General features: G+C 55.5%; 17 protein-coding genes. 8 read left to right on the top strand and 9 right to left on the bottom strand.

Features of this window, described 5'->3' with window-relative positions; all coding sequences use genetic code 11:
* Window positions 1–84: 84 nt before the first annotated feature.
* Window positions 85–1,101, bottom strand: coding sequence for a c-type cytochrome (locus HZB34_01740; GenBank protein MBI5314676.1), 1,017 nt, complete (start codon window positions 1,099–1,101; stop codon window positions 85–87).
* A gap of 746 nt (window positions 1,102–1,847) precedes the next feature.
* On the opposite strand from HZB34_01740, the gene HZB34_01735 reads away from it, so the two are divergent.
* Entirely contained in the window at window positions 1,848–2,543 is a 696-nt protein-coding gene (locus HZB34_01735) for a hypothetical protein (GenBank protein MBI5314675.1), read from the top strand.
* Between the two features lie 413 nt (window positions 2,544–2,956).
* Here HZB34_01735 and HZB34_01730 read toward each other — a convergent pair whose 3' ends face one another.
* The 4 genes from HZB34_01730 to tmpT form a co-directional block, all read right to left on the bottom strand.
* Window positions 2,957–3,205, bottom strand: a complete 249-nt coding sequence (locus HZB34_01730) for a hypothetical protein (protein ID MBI5314674.1) — start codon at window positions 3,203–3,205, stop codon at window positions 2,957–2,959.
* Window positions 3,206–3,501: 296 nt separating this feature from the next.
* Window positions 3,502–4,095, bottom strand: coding sequence for a hypothetical protein (locus HZB34_01725; protein MBI5314673.1), 594 nt, complete (start codon window positions 4,093–4,095; stop codon window positions 3,502–3,504).
* 164 nt (window positions 4,096–4,259) lie between these two features.
* Window positions 4,260–4,952 carry a porin family protein gene (locus tag HZB34_01720; protein MBI5314672.1) on the bottom strand — a complete coding sequence of 231 codons (693 nt, stop codon included), beginning with the start codon at window positions 4,950–4,952 and terminating at the stop codon, window positions 4,260–4,262.
* A gap of 237 nt (window positions 4,953–5,189) precedes the next feature.
* Window positions 5,190–5,828: a thiopurine S-methyltransferase gene (tmpT, locus tag HZB34_01715; protein MBI5314671.1), complete on the bottom strand. Its 639-nt coding sequence runs from the start codon at window positions 5,826–5,828 to the stop codon at window positions 5,190–5,192.
* 432 nt (window positions 5,829–6,260) lie between these two features.
* Between tmpT and HZB34_01710 the strand changes: the two genes are divergently transcribed.
* Both HZB34_01710 and HZB34_01705 read left to right on the top strand, forming a co-directional pair.
* Window positions 6,261–6,602 carry a hypothetical protein gene (locus HZB34_01710; protein ID MBI5314670.1) on the top strand — a complete coding sequence of 114 codons (342 nt, stop codon included), beginning with the start codon at window positions 6,261–6,263 and terminating at the stop codon, window positions 6,600–6,602.
* A 230-nt stretch (window positions 6,603–6,832) separates the two neighbouring features.
* On the top strand, window positions 6,833–7,126 hold the full coding sequence (locus HZB34_01705; GenBank protein ID MBI5314669.1) for a hypothetical protein: 294 nt from the start codon (window positions 6,833–6,835) through the stop codon (window positions 7,124–7,126).
* A gap of 366 nt (window positions 7,127–7,492) precedes the next feature.
* Here HZB34_01705 and HZB34_01700 read toward each other — a convergent pair whose 3' ends face one another.
* Both HZB34_01700 and HZB34_01695 read right to left on the bottom strand, forming a co-directional pair.
* Window positions 7,493–8,410 carry a hypothetical protein gene (locus HZB34_01700; protein ID MBI5314668.1) on the bottom strand — a complete coding sequence of 306 codons (918 nt, stop codon included), beginning with the start codon at window positions 8,408–8,410 and terminating at the stop codon, window positions 7,493–7,495.
* A 303-nt stretch (window positions 8,411–8,713) separates the two neighbouring features.
* Window positions 8,714–8,923: a hypothetical protein gene (locus tag HZB34_01695; protein MBI5314667.1), complete on the bottom strand. Its 210-nt coding sequence runs from the start codon at window positions 8,921–8,923 to the stop codon at window positions 8,714–8,716.
* Between the two features lie 507 nt (window positions 8,924–9,430).
* Here HZB34_01695 and HZB34_01690 point away from each other — a divergent pair.
* Together HZB34_01690 and HZB34_01685 are read left to right on the top strand one after the other, a co-directional pair.
* Window positions 9,431–9,844, top strand: coding sequence for a tetratricopeptide repeat protein (locus tag HZB34_01690; GenBank protein ID MBI5314666.1), 414 nt, complete (start codon window positions 9,431–9,433; stop codon window positions 9,842–9,844).
* 416 nt (window positions 9,845–10,260) lie between these two features.
* Window positions 10,261–10,461: a hypothetical protein gene (locus HZB34_01685; protein ID MBI5314665.1), complete on the top strand. Its 201-nt coding sequence runs from the start codon at window positions 10,261–10,263 to the stop codon at window positions 10,459–10,461.
* Between the two features lie 25 nt (window positions 10,462–10,486).
* Here the strand turns inward: HZB34_01685 and HZB34_01680 are convergent, their stop codons facing one another.
* Window positions 10,487–10,816 (bottom strand): hypothetical protein, encoded by a 330-nt coding sequence (locus tag HZB34_01680; protein ID MBI5314664.1) that lies wholly within the window; start codon window positions 10,814–10,816, stop codon window positions 10,487–10,489.
* Between the two features lie 686 nt (window positions 10,817–11,502).
* Between HZB34_01680 and HZB34_01675 the strand changes: the two genes are divergently transcribed.
* Together HZB34_01675 and HZB34_01670 are read left to right on the top strand one after the other, a co-directional pair.
* A complete protein-coding gene (locus tag HZB34_01675; protein MBI5314663.1) occupies window positions 11,503–13,401 on the top strand; it encodes a cobalamin B12-binding domain-containing protein in 1,899 nt (632 codons plus the stop codon).
* 93 nt (window positions 13,402–13,494) lie between these two features.
* Entirely contained in the window at window positions 13,495–15,450 is a 1,956-nt protein-coding gene (locus tag HZB34_01670; GenBank protein ID MBI5314662.1) for a radical SAM protein, read from the top strand.
* A 108-nt stretch (window positions 15,451–15,558) separates the two neighbouring features.
* On the opposite strand, the gene HZB34_01665 is transcribed toward HZB34_01670, so the two are convergent.
* Complete coding sequence (locus HZB34_01665) at window positions 15,559–15,810, bottom strand: hypothetical protein (GenBank protein ID MBI5314661.1); 252 nt, start codon at window positions 15,808–15,810, stop codon at window positions 15,559–15,561.
* 94 nt (window positions 15,811–15,904) lie between these two features.
* Between HZB34_01665 and HZB34_01660 the strand changes: the two genes are divergently transcribed.
* Window positions 15,905–16,834 (top strand): PhzF family phenazine biosynthesis protein, encoded by a 930-nt coding sequence (locus HZB34_01660; protein ID MBI5314660.1) that lies wholly within the window; start codon window positions 15,905–15,907, stop codon window positions 16,832–16,834.
* Window positions 16,835–17,006 lie beyond the last annotated feature (172 nt).

The raw sequence follows: 17,006 nt of genomic DNA, 5'->3' as shown, positions 1-17,006 counted from the left end.
GCGCTCTGTTCACAGTAAAGGGAGTGCGGCATCAACCGGAGTTGATGCCGCTATCTGAGCTGAAGCCGCTGTGCCGATGCGGTTCTACTCTGGGAATTTGGTGGGCGCGGCGATGTGTTTCCAGCCTTCGCCGGTCAGGGTCTTGAGAAACTGCACGAGATCCTGCTTCTCTTCCTTCGTCAGTTCAAGCGGGAGGATCAAGGGATCCTGATGCGGGTTCTTCACGCCTCCCTGATTGTAAAAGTTCACGACATCGTCGAGGGTCTTGAAGCGGCCGTCATGCATATAGGGAGCGGTTCTGCTGATCTCCCGCAGGGTCGGGGTCTTAAATGCGCCGATGTCCTCCGCATTCTTGGTGACCAGATACCGGCCAAGGTCCACTTTGTTGTCGTCCCAGCCGATGCCGAGATTGTGGAACTTTTCGTCGGTGAAGTTGAAGCCGGAATGGCACTTCGTGCAGCGGGCCTTGTCCCGGAACAGGAGGAGGCCCCGTTGCGCAGCTGGTGAAATGGCCTGTGTCTCACCGCCCAGGTCAAATCGGTCTGCGGGGCTATTGCCTGACAGGATGGTGCGTTGGAAACTGGCGATGGCCTTGCCGACATTTTCAATCGTGATATCGTCGCCGAAGGTTTGGAGGAACATCGTTTTGTAGCCTGGGATCTTCTTCATCTTTGTAATCATGACTTCGTAGTTGGCAAAGCCATGCTCGATCGGGTTCGTAAAGGGCCCGATCGATTGATCTTCCAATGTGGCAGCCCTCCCGTCCCAAAATTGCACGCTGCTGAATACGCGGTTGATGGATGCCGGCGCGCTGCGGCCGCCCTTCTGGCCCCGGATGCCTGTGGCGACCGGTTGACCGTCCGTAAAGCCGAATTGCGGTAGGTGGCAATTTGCGCAGGCAACCGTATTGTCGTTCGATAATCGTTTGTCGAAAAACAGAATCCTGCCTAACTCGACTTTCTGAGTCGTAATAGGATTATCGGCAGGAATGCTAATGCCGGTCTCATCCAAACCCAAGGGAAGCTTGAACTTATACTCGTTCGCTACGACAGCATGTGCGTCCAGTGCCGCCCAGGACGACAACATTCCCACTGCGCACATGGCGAGGCCTCCAAGAACGCGTTTGCTCAGTCCGAGCGAATCCCCAACTGCTTTTCGAATTGGGGTTGACGGTGGGAGTTCGGTATTCGGTATGGGTAGCTTCATTGCGGCTCCTTCCGGTTGTGTTGTAATGACCCTTGTTGTGGGGTGCGGTCCAGTCCCTTGTAGCCGTAATCCGCGGTCTGTCGAAGCACTCGCACTCTAAGTAGCCTGGCGCGAATCGTACCCATCATGCTCTTCCTTTGCAAGTCCTTTTTTGCCCATATGGGAACATCTCATCGGCAACTACTTCACCCGCCCGCCCTGAGTTTGCCGAGACAGTCTCTTTACCCATAGAGGCGCCGTTGCCGCGGGCAAGGCTGAAGCACGCAAGCAACGATCGTTCTTCCCTGCTCGCGTCCAACGAATGCTGGTTCATCTGGTCTATCTCGTCTATCTGGTTTGTCTGGTTGATCGGACTGGAAATTCATTCAGGAGAACCAGACAGACCAGAAAGACAAGTCAACCAGACAGGCGAGCCCGTGCGCGTTCCGCAAGCAGGAGGGCGGCCAGACTACCCTTCCCACCGGCTTGATTCTGAATTGATCAGGCTCCACGGTGGTGTACAAAAAACACCCTCTGACAATTTTTCGTAAAGCATTGCATGTCAATATGTTAGCACGTAAATCCTGCGGCGCAGAGTTTGCTTTATAAACATCTTATACACATGTTGTAAACAAGTATAACCTTTACGAAGGAGTCTTTGCATGAGGACCATGAAGCAGTTGTTGATCACCTGGTTGTTCCTGCCGGCGATCGTGCTCTGTTCGTGGCTTGTAGCCGGACCTACTGAAGCGTCCCCTGTCAACTTCTCGTTTACAGGGTCGGTGAGTGACGTGAGCGGGGTGCTGTTCCCGACCATAGGCTCTGGTAGCATCTCAGGCGACATCACATTCGAGTCAGGGGCTTCCCCGATTGTTCCGGGAACGGGGGTCTACCTGAACACCGTAGTGACAGGACTGAACCTGCATATCGGGGCCTACTCCGCTTCGTATGTCCTAGGGTCCAATGGTGTCGTTATCACGAACAGCCCTCCAATGGGCGGGGTCGATAATTTTACGGCATTCACTACCGTGACAGGTTCGGCAATCAATATGACATCTCCTTCCAGTTTCCTGATGTCGTTCACCGACCCGTCCGGAAATGCTTTGGGTAACGTGAATCTTTCGAATGCCCTGGATCTCCTGGATAATACATCCCCACCGGGCTTGAGTTCATTTGCGAGCAATCAATGGCGGCTGATCTTTGGGAACGAGACGGACGGGAATGTGGTCAAGGGTTCATTTGGTACGTTGATCGCGACGCCCTTGCCGGCATCAGCCATCTTATTCGGCGTCGGTCTCATTGCGCTGGTTGGTCTTGGCGCTGGTGGTTTGCGAAACCTTCGCGAGCCTCGAGCGTAGACGACCAGAAGCCTCTTTTAATACGGGCCTGATATCTCAGGAGCGGGTATCAAGCCCGTTTTTTTATGGAGGGCAGCGGGGCGTCGGCGGGCAAGGCCGCAGCGTCTGAAGAAGGCTGAGGTCGAGGTTAAGGTTAAGTATCGACCAGGCTCTTTGTTTTCTCAACCTTAGCCTGAACCTTAACCTACTCAATCTCGCTGGCGGACTTTCTCAACAGCCTGCTAGCCCGCATTATTCATGACGGTTCGTCGTGAAATCGCTGAGCCGCGTCGCGAGAACGGCGCGCGGAGCCCGGAGGACCCGATGCGTACGCATGCAGTACGCATCGGGTCCGAGGGGCGAGCCCGCCGGCCGGAGGCTCATCGCAGCAGCGGATCGGCGATTGCAACAGAAGTGTTCATGAATAATGCGGGCTAGAGCATGTCGAGCAAGGATCCTGTCAGGCAGATGATACTCAGGATGATATAGCCGTAGGCGGTCAAATAGGCAAACCGAGGAACATGTTTGGGGCCCCACATCATCTTGATGACTGTAGGGAAATAGATCGCAAACATCCATTCTGGTGGATCGTAGATCCACTGCCACTGCTGTTTGAGTCCATAGACCAATACCGCGCCGAACGCTAGGCCGAGCACACAGACAAACAGTTCCAAGACTTCCATCGGGTAGGCGTCCTTTTTTCCTGCATTGTGTGAAAAATCTGGACATTCTACTTTTTCGGACCTGGCAGGTCTAGCCCGCATGATCCATGACGGTTCATGGCGAAATCGCCAAGCTGCGTCGTGAGACCGGCGCGCTGGGGACTGATACCTTTCCCCGCATCTACGCGGGGTGTCTGTCTCCTACGGTATGTTGACCGTCTGAGGGGCGAGCCCGCCGGCCGCCGGCTTGTCGCAACAGCGGATCGGCGATTGCAGCAGAAGAGTTATGAATAATGCGGGCTAAGTTGCTGCCGGCACTACTGCGATGGGTAACTATCGATTGGGATCATCAAGTGGGCATAGGGGGTGTTGGCCCACATGACCCATGGCCCTCCGTTTTTAGAGTCAGTCGACAGGTTATTCAGTGTCTCCACGTCAGGTACGAGAACCATGATGTGTGCACCGACTCCTTCTACCCAGTCGTCTCCCGGCTTCGGTTCCTTCGCATAGGGATCTGTATTGCTCACGGGGCTGTCGCCTTGCAGCATATATGCGATACCGACTTGCCTGTGAGTCGGCTTCGTCTTATTCTTCAACGCATCCTTAAAATTGAGCCACGGTTCGTTCATACACATAGGGTCTTTGCCTGGTGTGTTGGGATTGTCGGGCATGCAGGTCCAGCCATTTGTGCCTTTACGATGCACCGTCCCATCTACATCCATGATCGTCGCGTGTTGGGATAAGGAGGAAGGTGCGGCGTTTTCTGCGCGCGCCAGCTCAGCGGCGTGACGCACCACGTCCCGCCGCGCGCCACCCTCGCCAAATGCCGGTGAAATGGACGCTGTGACGGCGACTGCTATGACCAGAATTCCCGACAACACGAGGGTAGGCGACTTTCTGAATATGGTCATGGGCAGCTCTCCTTTTCCAAATTGACGGCAAAATTCTATCCTAAGCGCCAAGGAATTTGAAAGTCCAATTGGAATGGCGGAGGCGGCAATATAGATACTAGGCCGGAGTCCACATGAGAGAAGCGCAGGCTGTATGTCCGCTTGTTCTTCTCCTGCGCAGATTTCTAGAACTGTAACCGTGCGGCAAAGAGAAACTCGTTCGCATGGAGGCTGTTAGTCGTCAGCTCGAGGGCGCCCTTATTGCCCCATACGGCGCCTCCAAGGTCTGTGTGGCGGTAACTCAGTTCCAAGAGCATGATCTCGGTGACCTGAACCGCGACACCGGCGCCGACGTGCCACGCAAATCTTGTATCAGTTGTCTCGAACGTGTCGAAGACAGGTGAGCCGATGACATTCAGAGTGGTCGTCGATTTGTTGATCGCAGCACCAATGCCTCCTCCGAGAAAAGGGGTAAACAGGGTCGCATTGTGAAAGTCATAAAAGACGTTGGCGAACAGCGTCTGGCTTATTATCTTGCTGGTCAAGCCGATCGGGGTAAAAGAACTGGTAAAAACTGGAATCGAGGTGTAGCCAAAGTTTGACCGATTGAGATACTCAAACTCAGTACGGAGAGAAACTCCGTGTTTGCGCCAGTTGTAACCGATCGCTGCCCCGACCGGCACGACGGTGTCGTGAGAATCTGTTTTTGTGAGAGATGCGACTGACGATGTGTTGGCAATATCGTTTGCTGACATCAGGGATACCCCAATCTTGCCCCCGATGTAGAGTGGGGAGAGGAGTGTGTCCAGCGCAAACGCCTCCCCGGTGGAGATCAATAGTGCAAAGACCATTGCGACGTAACGGACCGGCTGATTCATCGTGTGTCCTCCAGTAGGAGAACTATAGATCACCCTCGGCCCATCGAAAAGTTTTATGGCAAATTCCGGCGGAGACGCTTCTGGCGGATCATTCGCATGCGCGCAGTTCGCGCACGCCGCGACCGAGCTTACGCATGATGAGCGCCCGTAGCCTCTTGAGCCAGGTGTGTAGACTCGATTATGGGGAAAAGCCGGCCTGCGACGCACGGGGACATGGGGCCTGACACCGGTCCTTCTTTACCGTTTATTCAGCAGCCAGACGTTCTCTTTCGCCGGGCATTTACCTTTTAAACCACCGGCTACGTCCGCACTGTCCAGCAGCGTGAGTCGATAACTCTCGCGATAGTGGCGATGGAGTTCCTTGCGACCGACTGAAAATGGAGGCCCCGCCTGCAGGGCCTGGTCATACTCATAACAAATGAGTAATTGGGGCGCAGTGGCTGTGATTTCCATGAGGTGCGCCGCATAGCGTTGGCGGACCTCTGCTGGGAGCGCGACTAGCGCCGCCCGGTCATAGACGGCGTCGACAGGACTCAGCATTTCGCGCGAGACCTGAAAGATGTCACCCACAAAGATGTCGATCTTCTGTCCGTGGTAGTGCCGTACGGTGCCGAGCTCCACGATGCTGGGTTCCATGCCAAGCTCGACGAAAAGCTGCTGCACGGCAATCTCGCTCAGTTCCGCGCCGGCGACCGCATGGCCGCGGGACAGCAACCAGCCTATATCAAGAGACTTGCCGCACAGCGGCACAAACACCCGGCCGGCCTTGGCCAATGAAAGAGCGGAGAAATGTTTGAGCAGTTGCTGGTTGACTGCATGCTCGTGGAACGGGATCTCATTGGTGCGCCATCGTTGGTGCCAAAAACTCGCATCCATGTTGACCCCTTGAGCGAGCCCCCGCTCTTCTCCCCATGAGCCGTAACCGGGTGTCCACGAAACTTGGCCGCTGACATTGTCCCATTTTTGAGGTGTTCAAGAAAGTGGGCCGGTTTAGCCTGTTCCCTTTTCTTGTTTTGCGACGCTCCCATTGTACGCCACTCGATATATGAGGTCTGTTGGGGTATGCTTCCAGTCTGTTAGCAGGGTGTTGACAAACTACTTGAGCATGACAGAAACAGAAGGCGCGGATACTCGCAGATCCGTTCAGAAGCCATCGCAGGCTGTTCAGAAAGGCCGTCCAGCAAGGCCGCAGCAAGCGACGAGGCGAAGCATACTCTCTGCAGTACGTTGAGCCTCTGAGCGCCGCGAGAACGCCGCTGGCGGACTTTGTCAACAGCCTGTTAGAGAAATAGGGGGACAGGGGTAGACATGGAGCTAATAGCCAATCTTATCGGCATTGTCGTGATTGCAGTGATCGCTACCATAGCGATTGGGCTCTCTAAAAAATACGCCAGGAGACAAGTGGGCGAGGTGCCCGCGATGGGGAAGCTGAATGTGCCGTGTGACCCAGACCTCCATACCGATTTCCTGAACGCGTTGACGGGGGAAAAGATTCGGTTCGTTCCACCGACTCAGGCAGAACCAGTGCCGCTAACGTTAGGCGAGAAGCGGGACTTGCCCATGTGTGTGGTACTGGTTGCGGAAGCAGACCTGGCGCGCGCAGAACAAATCTTAGCCGGGTTTCAGCAAAAGTGGTTTCCGCGAGAGTAGAGGATGAAGTGAAGTAGTGAAGGCGCTGGCCCGCCACGCGCCGCGCCGCGGAGAGGAAAGGGGACAGGCTAATTGTGTCAGACCATTTGAGCCGGTAAAAAACTAAACCATTCTCTGACTATTTCATATATACTTGTTAAGCACAGGGGATGGAGTCCCCCGTATAACCGCCTCGGCCAGGCTGATGACTCCTACGCTACTACTGCCGTAGCCATAGGATTGCCGCCGGCATGGAGGCACCCGGCCTCGCAGTTCCACCCAGGCCGGAACGGAGGGACTCGCCGGTGGGATCAATCTTTTTTAGCGCAACCCGATGGCTCGCCCTCGCTGTTGCCTCCGCTATTCGTGCTTCCTCCCTGCGCCTCTCGATCGCATTAGTTGAAATCTGTGTAGGGGTTGTCGCTGCTGCGGTGACCGGCTTTTTGAGTCGCGGCGAAGTCTTGACAGCTGATTTGGGCGTAACCGAACTGAACCTGTGGCCGGACAGTGTATCGAAGAACTCGCTCAACAAGGAGGTTCTCTGATGGAGGATACAAATTGGGTTTTGGGAGACATCATATGGGCCTTTCTCGGGGTGGCGGTTATCCTTGGGCTAGTCATGTTGAATGCGTATGTTCAGAAACTAAATAGAATTGAAGATGAACGACGAATAGCACGGCTGGGTTCCAACCCCCTCAATCGCGTGGATCGGTAGCTTTCACGTATGGCCATCGAATTTTAACTTGGGACAAGAAAAGGGGACAGGCTACTTTTCTAGCAGTCTTTGAGCTTGTATAAGAAAGTAGCCTGTCCCCTTTTCTTGTTCCACATCGATGATGAGCCCCCTGTGATACGTCAGCATAACGTATGGGAGCAGAAAACGCGGTCAGGAGCAAGTATCTCTCGGATTGTTATCTGGCCTGAAACGAGCGGATGAATTGCTTCAGTAGCGCATCTTGATCAGCCTCTAACTGCCGAAGCGGAACCGGAGCCACGATCTGCATTGTCTCCCGGAGCCACGTGTCACTCCAGATGGAAACTTGTGGGCTTCGTTTGATCCGGACTTCTTCAACGAGGTATAGCCCGGACTCATACAGCACGTTGCCAGGGCATTGGTCTTCGATAGAATGCTGGGTCAATTCAACGCCGAGTGTGACGGCACCATTCCCCCTCCCATCAAGGGGAACCGAAAGCCCTGCCTCCCTCAGATGCTGGATCGCTCTAATCGCGAGCGGCTGCCCAGATCGTCCTGCTGAGATATGTATCTGCAATGTGTCGACATTGAGGTGTCTCAAGCTGGAGTTGGCCTGCGCATCATTCGCTTCCGAGAGGGTCGGGCTTGTTGGCTCATGATCAGCACATGGCCTCTTGGGATTGGAGGGAGTTCCCTGTGATTGCCACTCAGGGTTTCCCGCTTTGTAGTCTGTAATGAACTGCTGAATGAGGCGATCTAAGTCCGTCTCAAGCGTCGAGATTTCCACCGGATTCCGGACCTGCGCGCGGGTTTCCAGTAGCCAAGTCGTGTCGTTCATGACCACGGAGCTTCTTTGGATGATGACCGGCTCGACGAGAAGGAGGGAGGGCTTGTACAGGACTTTGCCTGGACAGGAGGCATCGAGTGGATGAGGATCGAGTGTGAGTGTGAGCGTCGCTGCGGCCGGAGTGTGCGAGTCACCTGCATGGGGTAGGGGAAGACCGGCCTTCGAAAAGAGCGTCATCGTCCGATCGTACAACCGAGCGCGCACTTCCGGTGAGGCCACAACCACGAAGTGAACCTGATTGAGGTCTAGATTCTGTGTGGTTGCGACATACGCAGTTATAGCCGCCATCCCCTTGACCGGAGGCGAGACTATCGATACGAACAAGAGAAGGCATAGCCAGCGGAATGCAATGGTCCTCGCGATCTTCACCGGTCAGTGACTGTAGCACGCAAACAATACGCCGACTAACGAGTCCGATTCTACGGGTTGAGCAAAGCCCTCTTGAAAGGATTACATTCTTGCCGATTCTGGTTCCCGGACTATTGAGGCCGGGGCGGAAAGTGAGGTTAATGCTGTCCTGAAGAAGCGAGCGATCTTGTTTCTCTTGTCCGCCGAACTAGAAAGGCCGGAAAGACCAGCTGCCTCCGATAGTCATTTGACCACCGGAGTATGTTTGATTGTAAAGGTTCCTACTCCTCTCATAATTTTCACCTGCCCGGCCCGGCTTAAGCGACTCACTTCGGCCAAGAATTCATTCGCGGTGAATTCTGGGTAGCGGGTTACTAAGGCCTCGAACTCACATTCAGGGGAGATTCGGAGGGCTTCAAAGATTCGGTCGGTAATGGGTCTTTGCAGTACCATCACGATTCCTCCTTTATATGGGCATCAGTGAATCCATACGCCCTCAGACTGGTCTGTGTACCATGAGGGCTTCATGAAGAGAACTCAGGCAATGCCGGCGTTGGAGCGGCGGAGACTGGAGAATCGGTCGCGTTAGGAAGGACCGGGAAGCGCGAGGGATAGGACAGTCGGCGTGGCTGAAACGCCTAGCCCGCATGCTACGCGCTCAGAGATCGCTCAGTCAAGCGGGGACGAGGGGGCATGCCCGTCGCCGAAGCAAGCAGGGGGTAAGAAACCTGATCAACTAGATCCCTGCCACGCGCTGCGAAATGAATTCTGACATCTTCCTCTTCTCCCGGAAAAGTAGCCTGTGCCCTTTTGATTTCCCCTTTTCTTTTCCGACCCGACTCATCTGTTCAGCATGGACTCAATATCACCGGGCGAGTGAGCAGTATTGATCAGACGAGATCTGCCAGATTGAGCCACTATGTACTCAGGTATTCATCTATGTCTAATGGGAGGTGTATCGTGAAACAGGTATCTCTAGCACTGAGTGTCATTTTTGCGGGTCTTGCCATCACCGTCGCGTCTTGTGATTCTGAGAAACCTTATGCGCCCGCGGCAAAGACTGGCACGGCTGCGACTGCCCCCATGTCTGACGAGGCTCTCACCTCTGCGGTTGGGTCGCCTGGTCAAGCGGACAATGACGAAGGAGTGAGCCAATACAAGCAGGGCAACATGGATGTCGCGATCGATCGGTTTCAGAAAGCGCTCAAGTCAGATCCGAAGTCGGCGGAAGCCCAGTATAACTTGGGCCTCAGCTTCGACAAGATGGGAAAGCACGATGAAGCGACCGCCGCCTTCAAGCAGGCCATAGCACTGGCTCCTGCGAATCCAGCTATCAAGGATTCTCCGACTCTCAAAAAACACCTCGGTGCATAGCGCGGTCGATTAGAGCGTTGATGAGGAGAAGGACTCGGAGGCGCCAACTCGGCGATATCGAGTAGTCTCCTGAGCGACAGGCAGGAGGGCTTGCCTGTCTTGCTGTCCTCGCAAGGATCTCAATCGAAGAAGGAGACACATCATGGCTGAAAAGTCGTGTGCGAACCCGCGCTGTACCTGTCAGGCAGAGCCGGGGAAGGAATTTTGTTCATCCAATTGCCGAGAGGAGAAATCCAGCGTTCCCTGCTCCTGTGCCCACAAGGGATGCGGAGTAAAGCCTCAATAGGTCGAACCCTCATGGGGTCTACAATACAATTCCCCGCTACGTCCTTCGCAATCCTGTCCGCGCTGGCTTGGTTGAGCATGCCATGGACTGACCCTGATCCAGTCTTCGATTCCCGCATCTGAGCGATCCCTTGCCTATCGAGTCGCCGCCCGAGTGGGTTCAATGGATCAATCAACCGCTGTTAGATCATGAACTGGTCACGTTGCCGACCCGCGTGAATCGGCAGCAGCCATTCGGAAGGGAAGACTGGCAAGCGAGCATTGCCACGACGCTGGGGTTGGAATCCACGATGCGGAAGCAGGGGAGGCCGAGGAAGTTGCTAGAAAAGTAGCCTGTCCACATTTCTTGTCCCTAGTTCATCTCTGTAACGGTGGAGATATTTCGACCGGCTCCCGAATCCTTACCCACTTATCCCACCCATAGCGTTTTGCCGTGGTCATGATTAAATCCCGGGTAGTCTTAATTTTGCTCTGCATCACTGCGAGATTAGTAGGGCTGTACGCCCGGCGGCTTGGTCCTGGGTGATACCGAATGAGGAGCTCCAAGGTCTCGTGATCTGCTTGAACAACGAACACCTCATACAGATCTTCAGCATGTCGCTCATACTGAAGTTGAGCGTTCACTGTTAAGGCCAACCATTCGATTTTCGTTGGTGTGTAGGGTGTGAGGCCAGGCTGGTTCGGCATCTGTTGCTCCTCTGCTGAAGAGACTACTACGAGACCCTTTTGTGGTCCTGCGAGACAGACGATCGACAGCACAAGAACAATGGTGATTCGGAACGATATGGTTCAATTGTACATCACAAGATAGTCTCTGTCGGTTCCCGCATCAACCTCTTCACATGGTGCTGGAATTGATCAATGGAGTCATTCTACTTTTTCAGGGTCAGACGGTCCATGCCTATGCGCAGCTTTTAGCCAAACGCTCGTTTCCTTGCTTTTCCGTCAGTACTAGAGGAGGCTGGTGCTTTTCCATAGGACTCGCGTCTAACGAGGGGAGTCTGCGACCGCGTTTGCGCGAGCACATGGAATTGTGGAATTGTATTGGCGGGAGTGGGCAGATGGTCCTCTACTGCGCGCATCGAGGAAGCCGCTTTCTCCATATCCTCCTGAGTTGGAGGGGGTGACCAGGTATTTTCCAAACTGCGCGCATTGACCGAGCACCGCCCATACTCCGTAAGTCCAATAGGCTCTTGTGTGCGCGGGCAGCGAGCATAGGAAAGTACCTGGTCACCCCCTACATCCCCCACTCTTGCATCTGAATCTCCACCCCCCGTACAATGTGCTCTTCTTAGGCTAACCCCTTGGCTTTCTGACTCTTTCAGGTCGTTCCGCGGCAGTATAATAGGCACGAAAGAGGGACCAGATTTCTTATGAGAGTTGAGTACTCGAAGGGCGAGCGGGCTTCAAAGGAGCTCATTATGCTCCATCGTGAAGCCTCTGAAGCCAGCAGTGGCCGGAAGATGAAGGTGCTGCTCATCTACCCGCCCGATTGGTATCCCTCCGAACCCTATCTCAGTCTTCCCTCCCTCACCGCTGTCCTCCGCCAGGCGGGCCATACTGTTTTCCAAAAAGACATCAATCTGGAGATGTGGGACTGGTACTTCAGCGAGGATTTTTTGAAGAAAGTCCTGCGCCGGGTGCCGCAGCAGCTCGACCGGCTCCGCAAGCTCTCCAGGAAGCGGGAGTTGAGCGAAACTGAGATGGATTTGCAGATCGCGCTCTGCGATGTGACCCGTCAGAAGATCGACGAATTAATTAAGAATGCAGAGAAGGCGAAGGCGGTAGTCAGAGGAGAAATATTTTATGATATCGATAAGTTAGAGTGGGCACTTCAAGTATTTCGTGAAGTGACATCAGTGATTTCGATGGTCTATGCGCCGGCGCGGATCTGCATGCCGCCGATGGAGACAGATCTGTCCTACAAGGTTTTCGTCTCGTCCGAAATCATGGACGCAGTGAACGATACACAGGTGAACATCTACCGCGACGTATTCGAACATCTGGTAAAGCCGGCGATCGAAGCCGAGAAACCTGACGTTATTGGTATCTCAATTGTCTTGCAGCAGCAGATGTTCTCAACGATGACCTTCTGTGCCCTCATCAAGCAGCAGTTCCCCCACATCCACGTGACGATCGGCGGCAATACGGTCACGCGCCTGCGCGATGTGCTGCCTCAGTCGCCGCTGTTCCAATACTTCGATAGCGCAGTGGTCTATGAAGGGGAGACGGCTTTTGTACAGCTGGTATCGGCGGTCGGGGCAAAGGGGAGTCTGGCTGATGTGCCCAACACCATCTATAAGGATGAAACCGGCGTCCATACATCGGCGACGAGCTACGCGGAAGATATGGCGACGCTGCCGCCGCCGGACTTCGACGGCCTGCCGCTCCATAAATACTTCGTGCCGACGAAGATCCTGCCCTACCTGGCGACGCGAGGTTGTTATTGGGGCCGTTGCGAGTTCTGCGACCATGGCGAGGGCTATACGGCCGGCTACCGGACGAAGAAGATTCAGGACATTCTAGCCGACATCACCTATCTCCGCGACAAGTATGGCGCCAGGCATTTCCATTTCACCGACGAGTCCTATCCGCCTGCGCTGTTTCGCAAGCTTGCGCGTGGTTTAATTGAAAGCCAGATGGGTATCGTCTGGACCACGCACATGCGGTTCGAGAAGAGTCTGTTGGAGGATGCTGTCTGGCAGGATGCGAAGGAGTCCGGCTGCCGCTATCTCCACTTCGGGTACGAGTCGGGCGTCGAGCGGGTGCTGCAGTTGATGGACAAGGCGACGACGACCGAGATCATGACGCAGCACCTCAAGTACACGGCGGAGGCCGGCATCTGGAATCACTGCATGGGCTTCTTCGGTTTTCCCGGCGAGACGAGAGAGGAGGCCTGGCAGTCGGTACAATTCCTCGAAGCGAACAAGGACCATGTCCATTCGCTGGGGTTTGGCACCTTCGACTTGGGCCGGCACAATCCGGTGGCGAAACATCCGGAGAAGTGGGGCGTGACTGCCTATAAGAACCCGGACTGGGACCTGGCGCTCGACTACTACTATACGGTGAAGAACGGGATGAGCATCGAAGAGGCGGAGCGGGTGTTCCAGGAATTCGAACAGAAGCACAATCCGGGCTGGGACCTGCGCCTGTTCATCCGTGAATACATCTTTCTGTACGTCGCGCGGTTTGGGCTGCAGAAGCTGCCGGATCTGCAATATCAAGCGGCGAAGATACAGGGCGCGGCGCCGACGCTGGCGGGGAAAATGTGATGGATACCGTAAGGGGTAAGGGGTGAGACGTAAGGGGCGAGGATGCGATTCCGGAATTGCGCCTGACGCCTCACGTTTCACGCCTAACGAACTATGACTGATCTGGTCCAAATAGCTGGTCTCGCTCCGCTGACCAACGGCACACGGAAAAAGTCGAAGGTCATGCTGCTCTTTCCGCCTGAGTGGGTGCCGACGGCTCCCTATCTCGCCTTGCCCTCTTTGACTGCCGTGCTGCGGGAGGCGGGCCATACGGTTATCCAGCGCGACATCAATATCGGGATGTGGGATCACTTCTTCAGCATGGAGTTCCTGATCTGGGTGAAGGCCCGGTTGGGGATGCAGCTCAAGCCACTACAAGATAAGGAGAAGGCAGGGACGCTGACGGAGCAGGAAGTCGATCACAAGGCGGTGGTGGAACAGGCCTATGCCGTCGATGTGTTCGATCTCGCGGACCGGGCCGAGGATGCCAAGCTGATTGTGCGCGGCGACCGTTTCTACCAGGCCGAGATACTGGAAGGCGCGTTGAACTGCTTCCGCGAAGCGATGCAATACATCTCAGCTGCCTACTACCCGGCCTCCCTTGTCTTCTATCCGATGGAGAGCAATCTGGGCTATCGGCCCGGAGTATCCAAGGAAGTATTGGCCTGTTTGGACGATGAGCAGGTGAACGTCTATCGGGATCTCTGTAACCAGCTGGTCATGCCGGGGGTGGCGAATGAGAAGCCGGATGTGGTCGGGATTTCGATCGGGACGCAGATGCAGCTCCTCGCAGGCCTCACGTTTGGCAAGATGATCAAGGAGACATTCCCGCAGATCCATGTGGTGGTGGGCGGCAACGTGATCACGCGGTTGCAGGAGGATCTGGCGAAGCAGGAGCAGTTCTTCACGGACGTGTTCGACTCGGCGATCCTTTATGAGGGCGAGCATGCCCTGCTGTGGCTCATCGAAGCGTTGAACGGCGAGCGGGCCATCGCCTCCGTGCCGAATTTGATCTATCGCGATGCCTCAGGCCTGCACCGGAGTCCCGAGGTCTACACAGAAAAGACGCCTGCGCTGCCCCTGCCGGACTTCGACGGATTGCCGCTGAATCGCTACTTCGTGCCGGAGTTGATCATTCCCTACTTGGCGACGCGCGGCTGCTATTGGGGCCGCTGCACCTTCTGCGACCATGGACAGGGCTACTTCGACCAGTATCGGGGCGTGCCGGTGCAACAAGTGGTCGAGCAGATCAAGGCGCTTCGGGACAAGTATCACTGCCGCCATTTCCTGTTCTCCGATGAATCCTATCCACCGGCGCTCTTCAAGAAGGTCTCGCAGCTGCTGGTGGATCAGCAGGTTGGAATCAAGTGGACGACGTTGATCCGGTTTGAAGAAACGCTCCAAGACCAGGAAACCTGGGATCTCGCGTCGAAGGCCGGCTGTTGCACTCTCTATTATGGGATGGAGTCGGCCAGCGAGCGAGTGTTGAACCTCATGGACAAGCATGCCAAGAAGAGCGTGATCCAACGCAACCTCCAGATGGCGGCGCAAGCGGGGATTTGGAACCATGTGATGGCCTTTTATGGATTCCCTGGCGAAACGCTCGACGAAGCGATGGAGACCCGCCAGTTCGTCATCGAGAACCAGCCGGTCATTCATTCGCTGGAGCTGTTCTACTTCGTGGCCTATCGCCATACGCTGATGGTGCGCAATCCGGAAAAGTTCGGGATTACGATTCACAAGCAGGAGGAGTATGATCTACCCCTGGACTACTACTACACGTTGAACGACCCCAGCACTCTTTCTTGTCTGGAGGCGATGCAACTCTGCGAGGAGTTCTACAGGAAGGATTTTCATCCCTGGGCCGTGCGTGTGAACTCGCGCGAGCATGTCTTTCTCTACATCTCGAAATTCGGGACGAATCAGTTGCCGCAGATCTACGCGAAACAGCCTGCGGCTGTTGGCGCAGCGGAGGGTGTGTCTGGCTTGATCACCTGGCCGGTCGCGAAGAATGGAAGCGAGGATGGCAGCGAAGGCATGAGTCGAGTCGTCTCTCATGGGCGCGGATGATCGAAACGTCATATAACAAGGCCGCAGGCGAGTCGAAACCGGAGGCGTACCCTCAGGGGTACGTTGAGGATTTTGACGAGCTGAGAACGCAGTTAGATGGCGTTTTCATCATCCGGGGGGTGCGTCGTCCGGGACGAGCACAGCCGTGAGTAGAGCGTAGGACGCTTCAACGAGTTTGGTCATCTCTTCGGCCTTCTTATAGGCCTGTGTGTATTGCTTGGGATTGTTGGTCAGGTTGGCGTAGCGGGCCGGGTCCCAATTGTACAGCGATACCCGCCTGGCGCGGGTGAGGGTTTCAGAGGTGACGGGGAGTGTGAGCTCCAGTACCTCTAGAGCGCGGTCCACGTCTTTTTGAGTCACATCAGACATGGGCCGAGTCTGACAAAGGGATGTGAGTCTGTCAATCGTCCAAGCTGGCAAGAGGGCAATATGACCATTCCGGCAGGGAGTAGGCATGTCTGACCGCCGGGCCCTCAAGTTCTATCAAGCCGATGTGTTCACCGGGCTGCCCTTTGGCGGCAACCCGGTCGCAGTTTTCCCCGACGCGCAGGGCCTCACCCACGTTCAACTGCAACAGATTGCCAGGGAGATGAACCTCTCCGAGACCGTGTTCGTGCTGCCTCCGACGGACAAGGCAGCGGTGATCAGGCTTAGGATTTTCACCCCCACGCAGGAAATTCCGTTTGCCGGCCATCCGGTCCTGGGAACCTTCTTCGTGCTTGCCGAGCTGGGAATCATCTCAGCCAAAGAACCGGTGACGCGATTCATGCAAGAATGCAATATCGGACTGTTTCCGGTCGAACTCCATGCCGAGGGTGGACTGGTGGAGCGGGTGGTCATGACGCAGCCGAAGCCGGAGTTCCTGGGGCCGGTGGATGACATGGAGGATCTCTATAAGATCGCCAGCGCGCTCGGCATGGCAAAACATATGATCGCCGACACGAAGTGGCCGATCGAGGTGGTCTCCACCGGACTACCAGTATTGATTGTACCGGCGCGGACCCTCACGGCTGTTCGCTCGATTCAGCCGGACGCCTCCGCGATCATGGACATCTGCCATCGCTTCGGGGCCACCGGCATCGTAGTCTTTACGACGGTGACTGTCGAGCCCTCTGCGACCGTTCATACGCGCATGTTTGCTCCCTCGATCGGGATACTCGAAGACCCCGCGACCGGCAGCGCCAGCGGGGCGCTGGGGGCCTATCTGGTGCAGAACGGCGTGGTCGACGTGGCCCCAGTGACGGAAATCCTCGTCGAGCAGGGCTATGAGATCGAGCGTCCATCGCAAATTTTCGTACAGGTCGAGTCGGATGACGACATCATTCAAACCGTGAAGGTGGGTGGGCAGTGTGTCATGACAGTGGAAGGGGTGCTGAAGTTCTAGCAGGATGATGAAAATGAGGGATGGGGTGGATGGGACGATCCCCTTGCTCGTGCAACGCGCGGCCTAAGAAGAATGCGAGGGAGGAGGCAGACCGTTCTTCTTGCTCGCAGAGCCCCCACGATAAAGCGGTGGTCGCTCGATGCGCGCAGTGAAGAACAATCTGCCTGCCCCC

It is taken from the genome of Nitrospirota bacterium (assembly GCA_016219645.1).
Lineage (GTDB): Bacteria > Nitrospirota > Nitrospiria > Nitrospirales > Nitrospiraceae > Palsa-1315.
The sequence above is the reverse complement of the archived record's forward strand: the minus strand, read 5'-3'. Positions and strand labels throughout refer to the sequence as shown.

What these genes read in the sequence shown, in the direction of transcription:
- HZB34_01705 (MBI5314669.1), top strand. Translation starts at nt 6,833, where the DNA reads ATGGAGGCACCCGGCCTCGCAGTTCCACCCAGGCCGGAACGGAGGGAC.
- HZB34_01720 (MBI5314672.1), bottom strand. Translation starts at nt 4,952, where the DNA reads ATGAATCAGCCGGTCCGTTACGTCGCAATGGTCTTTGCACTATTGATC.
- HZB34_01710 (MBI5314670.1), top strand. Translation starts at nt 6,261, where the DNA reads ATGGAGCTAATAGCCAATCTTATCGGCATTGTCGTGATTGCAGTGATC.
- HZB34_01660 (MBI5314660.1), top strand. Translation starts at nt 15,905, where the DNA reads ATGTCTGACCGCCGGGCCCTCAAGTTCTATCAAGCCGATGTGTTCACC.
- tmpT (MBI5314671.1), bottom strand. Translation starts at nt 5,828, where the DNA reads ATGGATGCGAGTTTTTGGCACCAACGATGGCGCACCAATGAGATCCCG.
- HZB34_01695 (MBI5314667.1), bottom strand. Translation starts at nt 8,923, where the DNA reads ATGGTACTGCAAAGACCCATTACCGACCGAATCTTTGAAGCCCTCCGA.
- HZB34_01730 (MBI5314674.1), bottom strand. Translation starts at nt 3,205, where the DNA reads ATGGAAGTCTTGGAACTGTTTGTCTGTGTGCTCGGCCTAGCGTTCGGC.
- HZB34_01725 (MBI5314673.1), bottom strand. Translation starts at nt 4,095, where the DNA reads ATGACCATATTCAGAAAGTCGCCTACCCTCGTGTTGTCGGGAATTCTG.
- HZB34_01670 (MBI5314662.1), top strand. Translation starts at nt 13,495, where the DNA reads ATGACTGATCTGGTCCAAATAGCTGGTCTCGCTCCGCTGACCAACGGC.
- HZB34_01680 (MBI5314664.1), bottom strand. Translation starts at nt 10,816, where the DNA reads ATGCCGAACCAGCCTGGCCTCACACCCTACACACCAACGAAAATCGAA.
- HZB34_01700 (MBI5314668.1), bottom strand. Translation starts at nt 8,410, where the DNA reads ATGGCGGCTATAACTGCGTATGTCGCAACCACACAGAATCTAGACCTC.
- HZB34_01735 (MBI5314675.1), top strand. Translation starts at nt 1,848, where the DNA reads ATGAGGACCATGAAGCAGTTGTTGATCACCTGGTTGTTCCTGCCGGCG.
- HZB34_01675 (MBI5314663.1), top strand. Translation starts at nt 11,503, where the DNA reads ATGAGAGTTGAGTACTCGAAGGGCGAGCGGGCTTCAAAGGAGCTCATT.
- HZB34_01740 (MBI5314676.1), bottom strand. Translation starts at nt 1,101, where the DNA reads ATGTGCGCAGTGGGAATGTTGTCGTCCTGGGCGGCACTGGACGCACAT.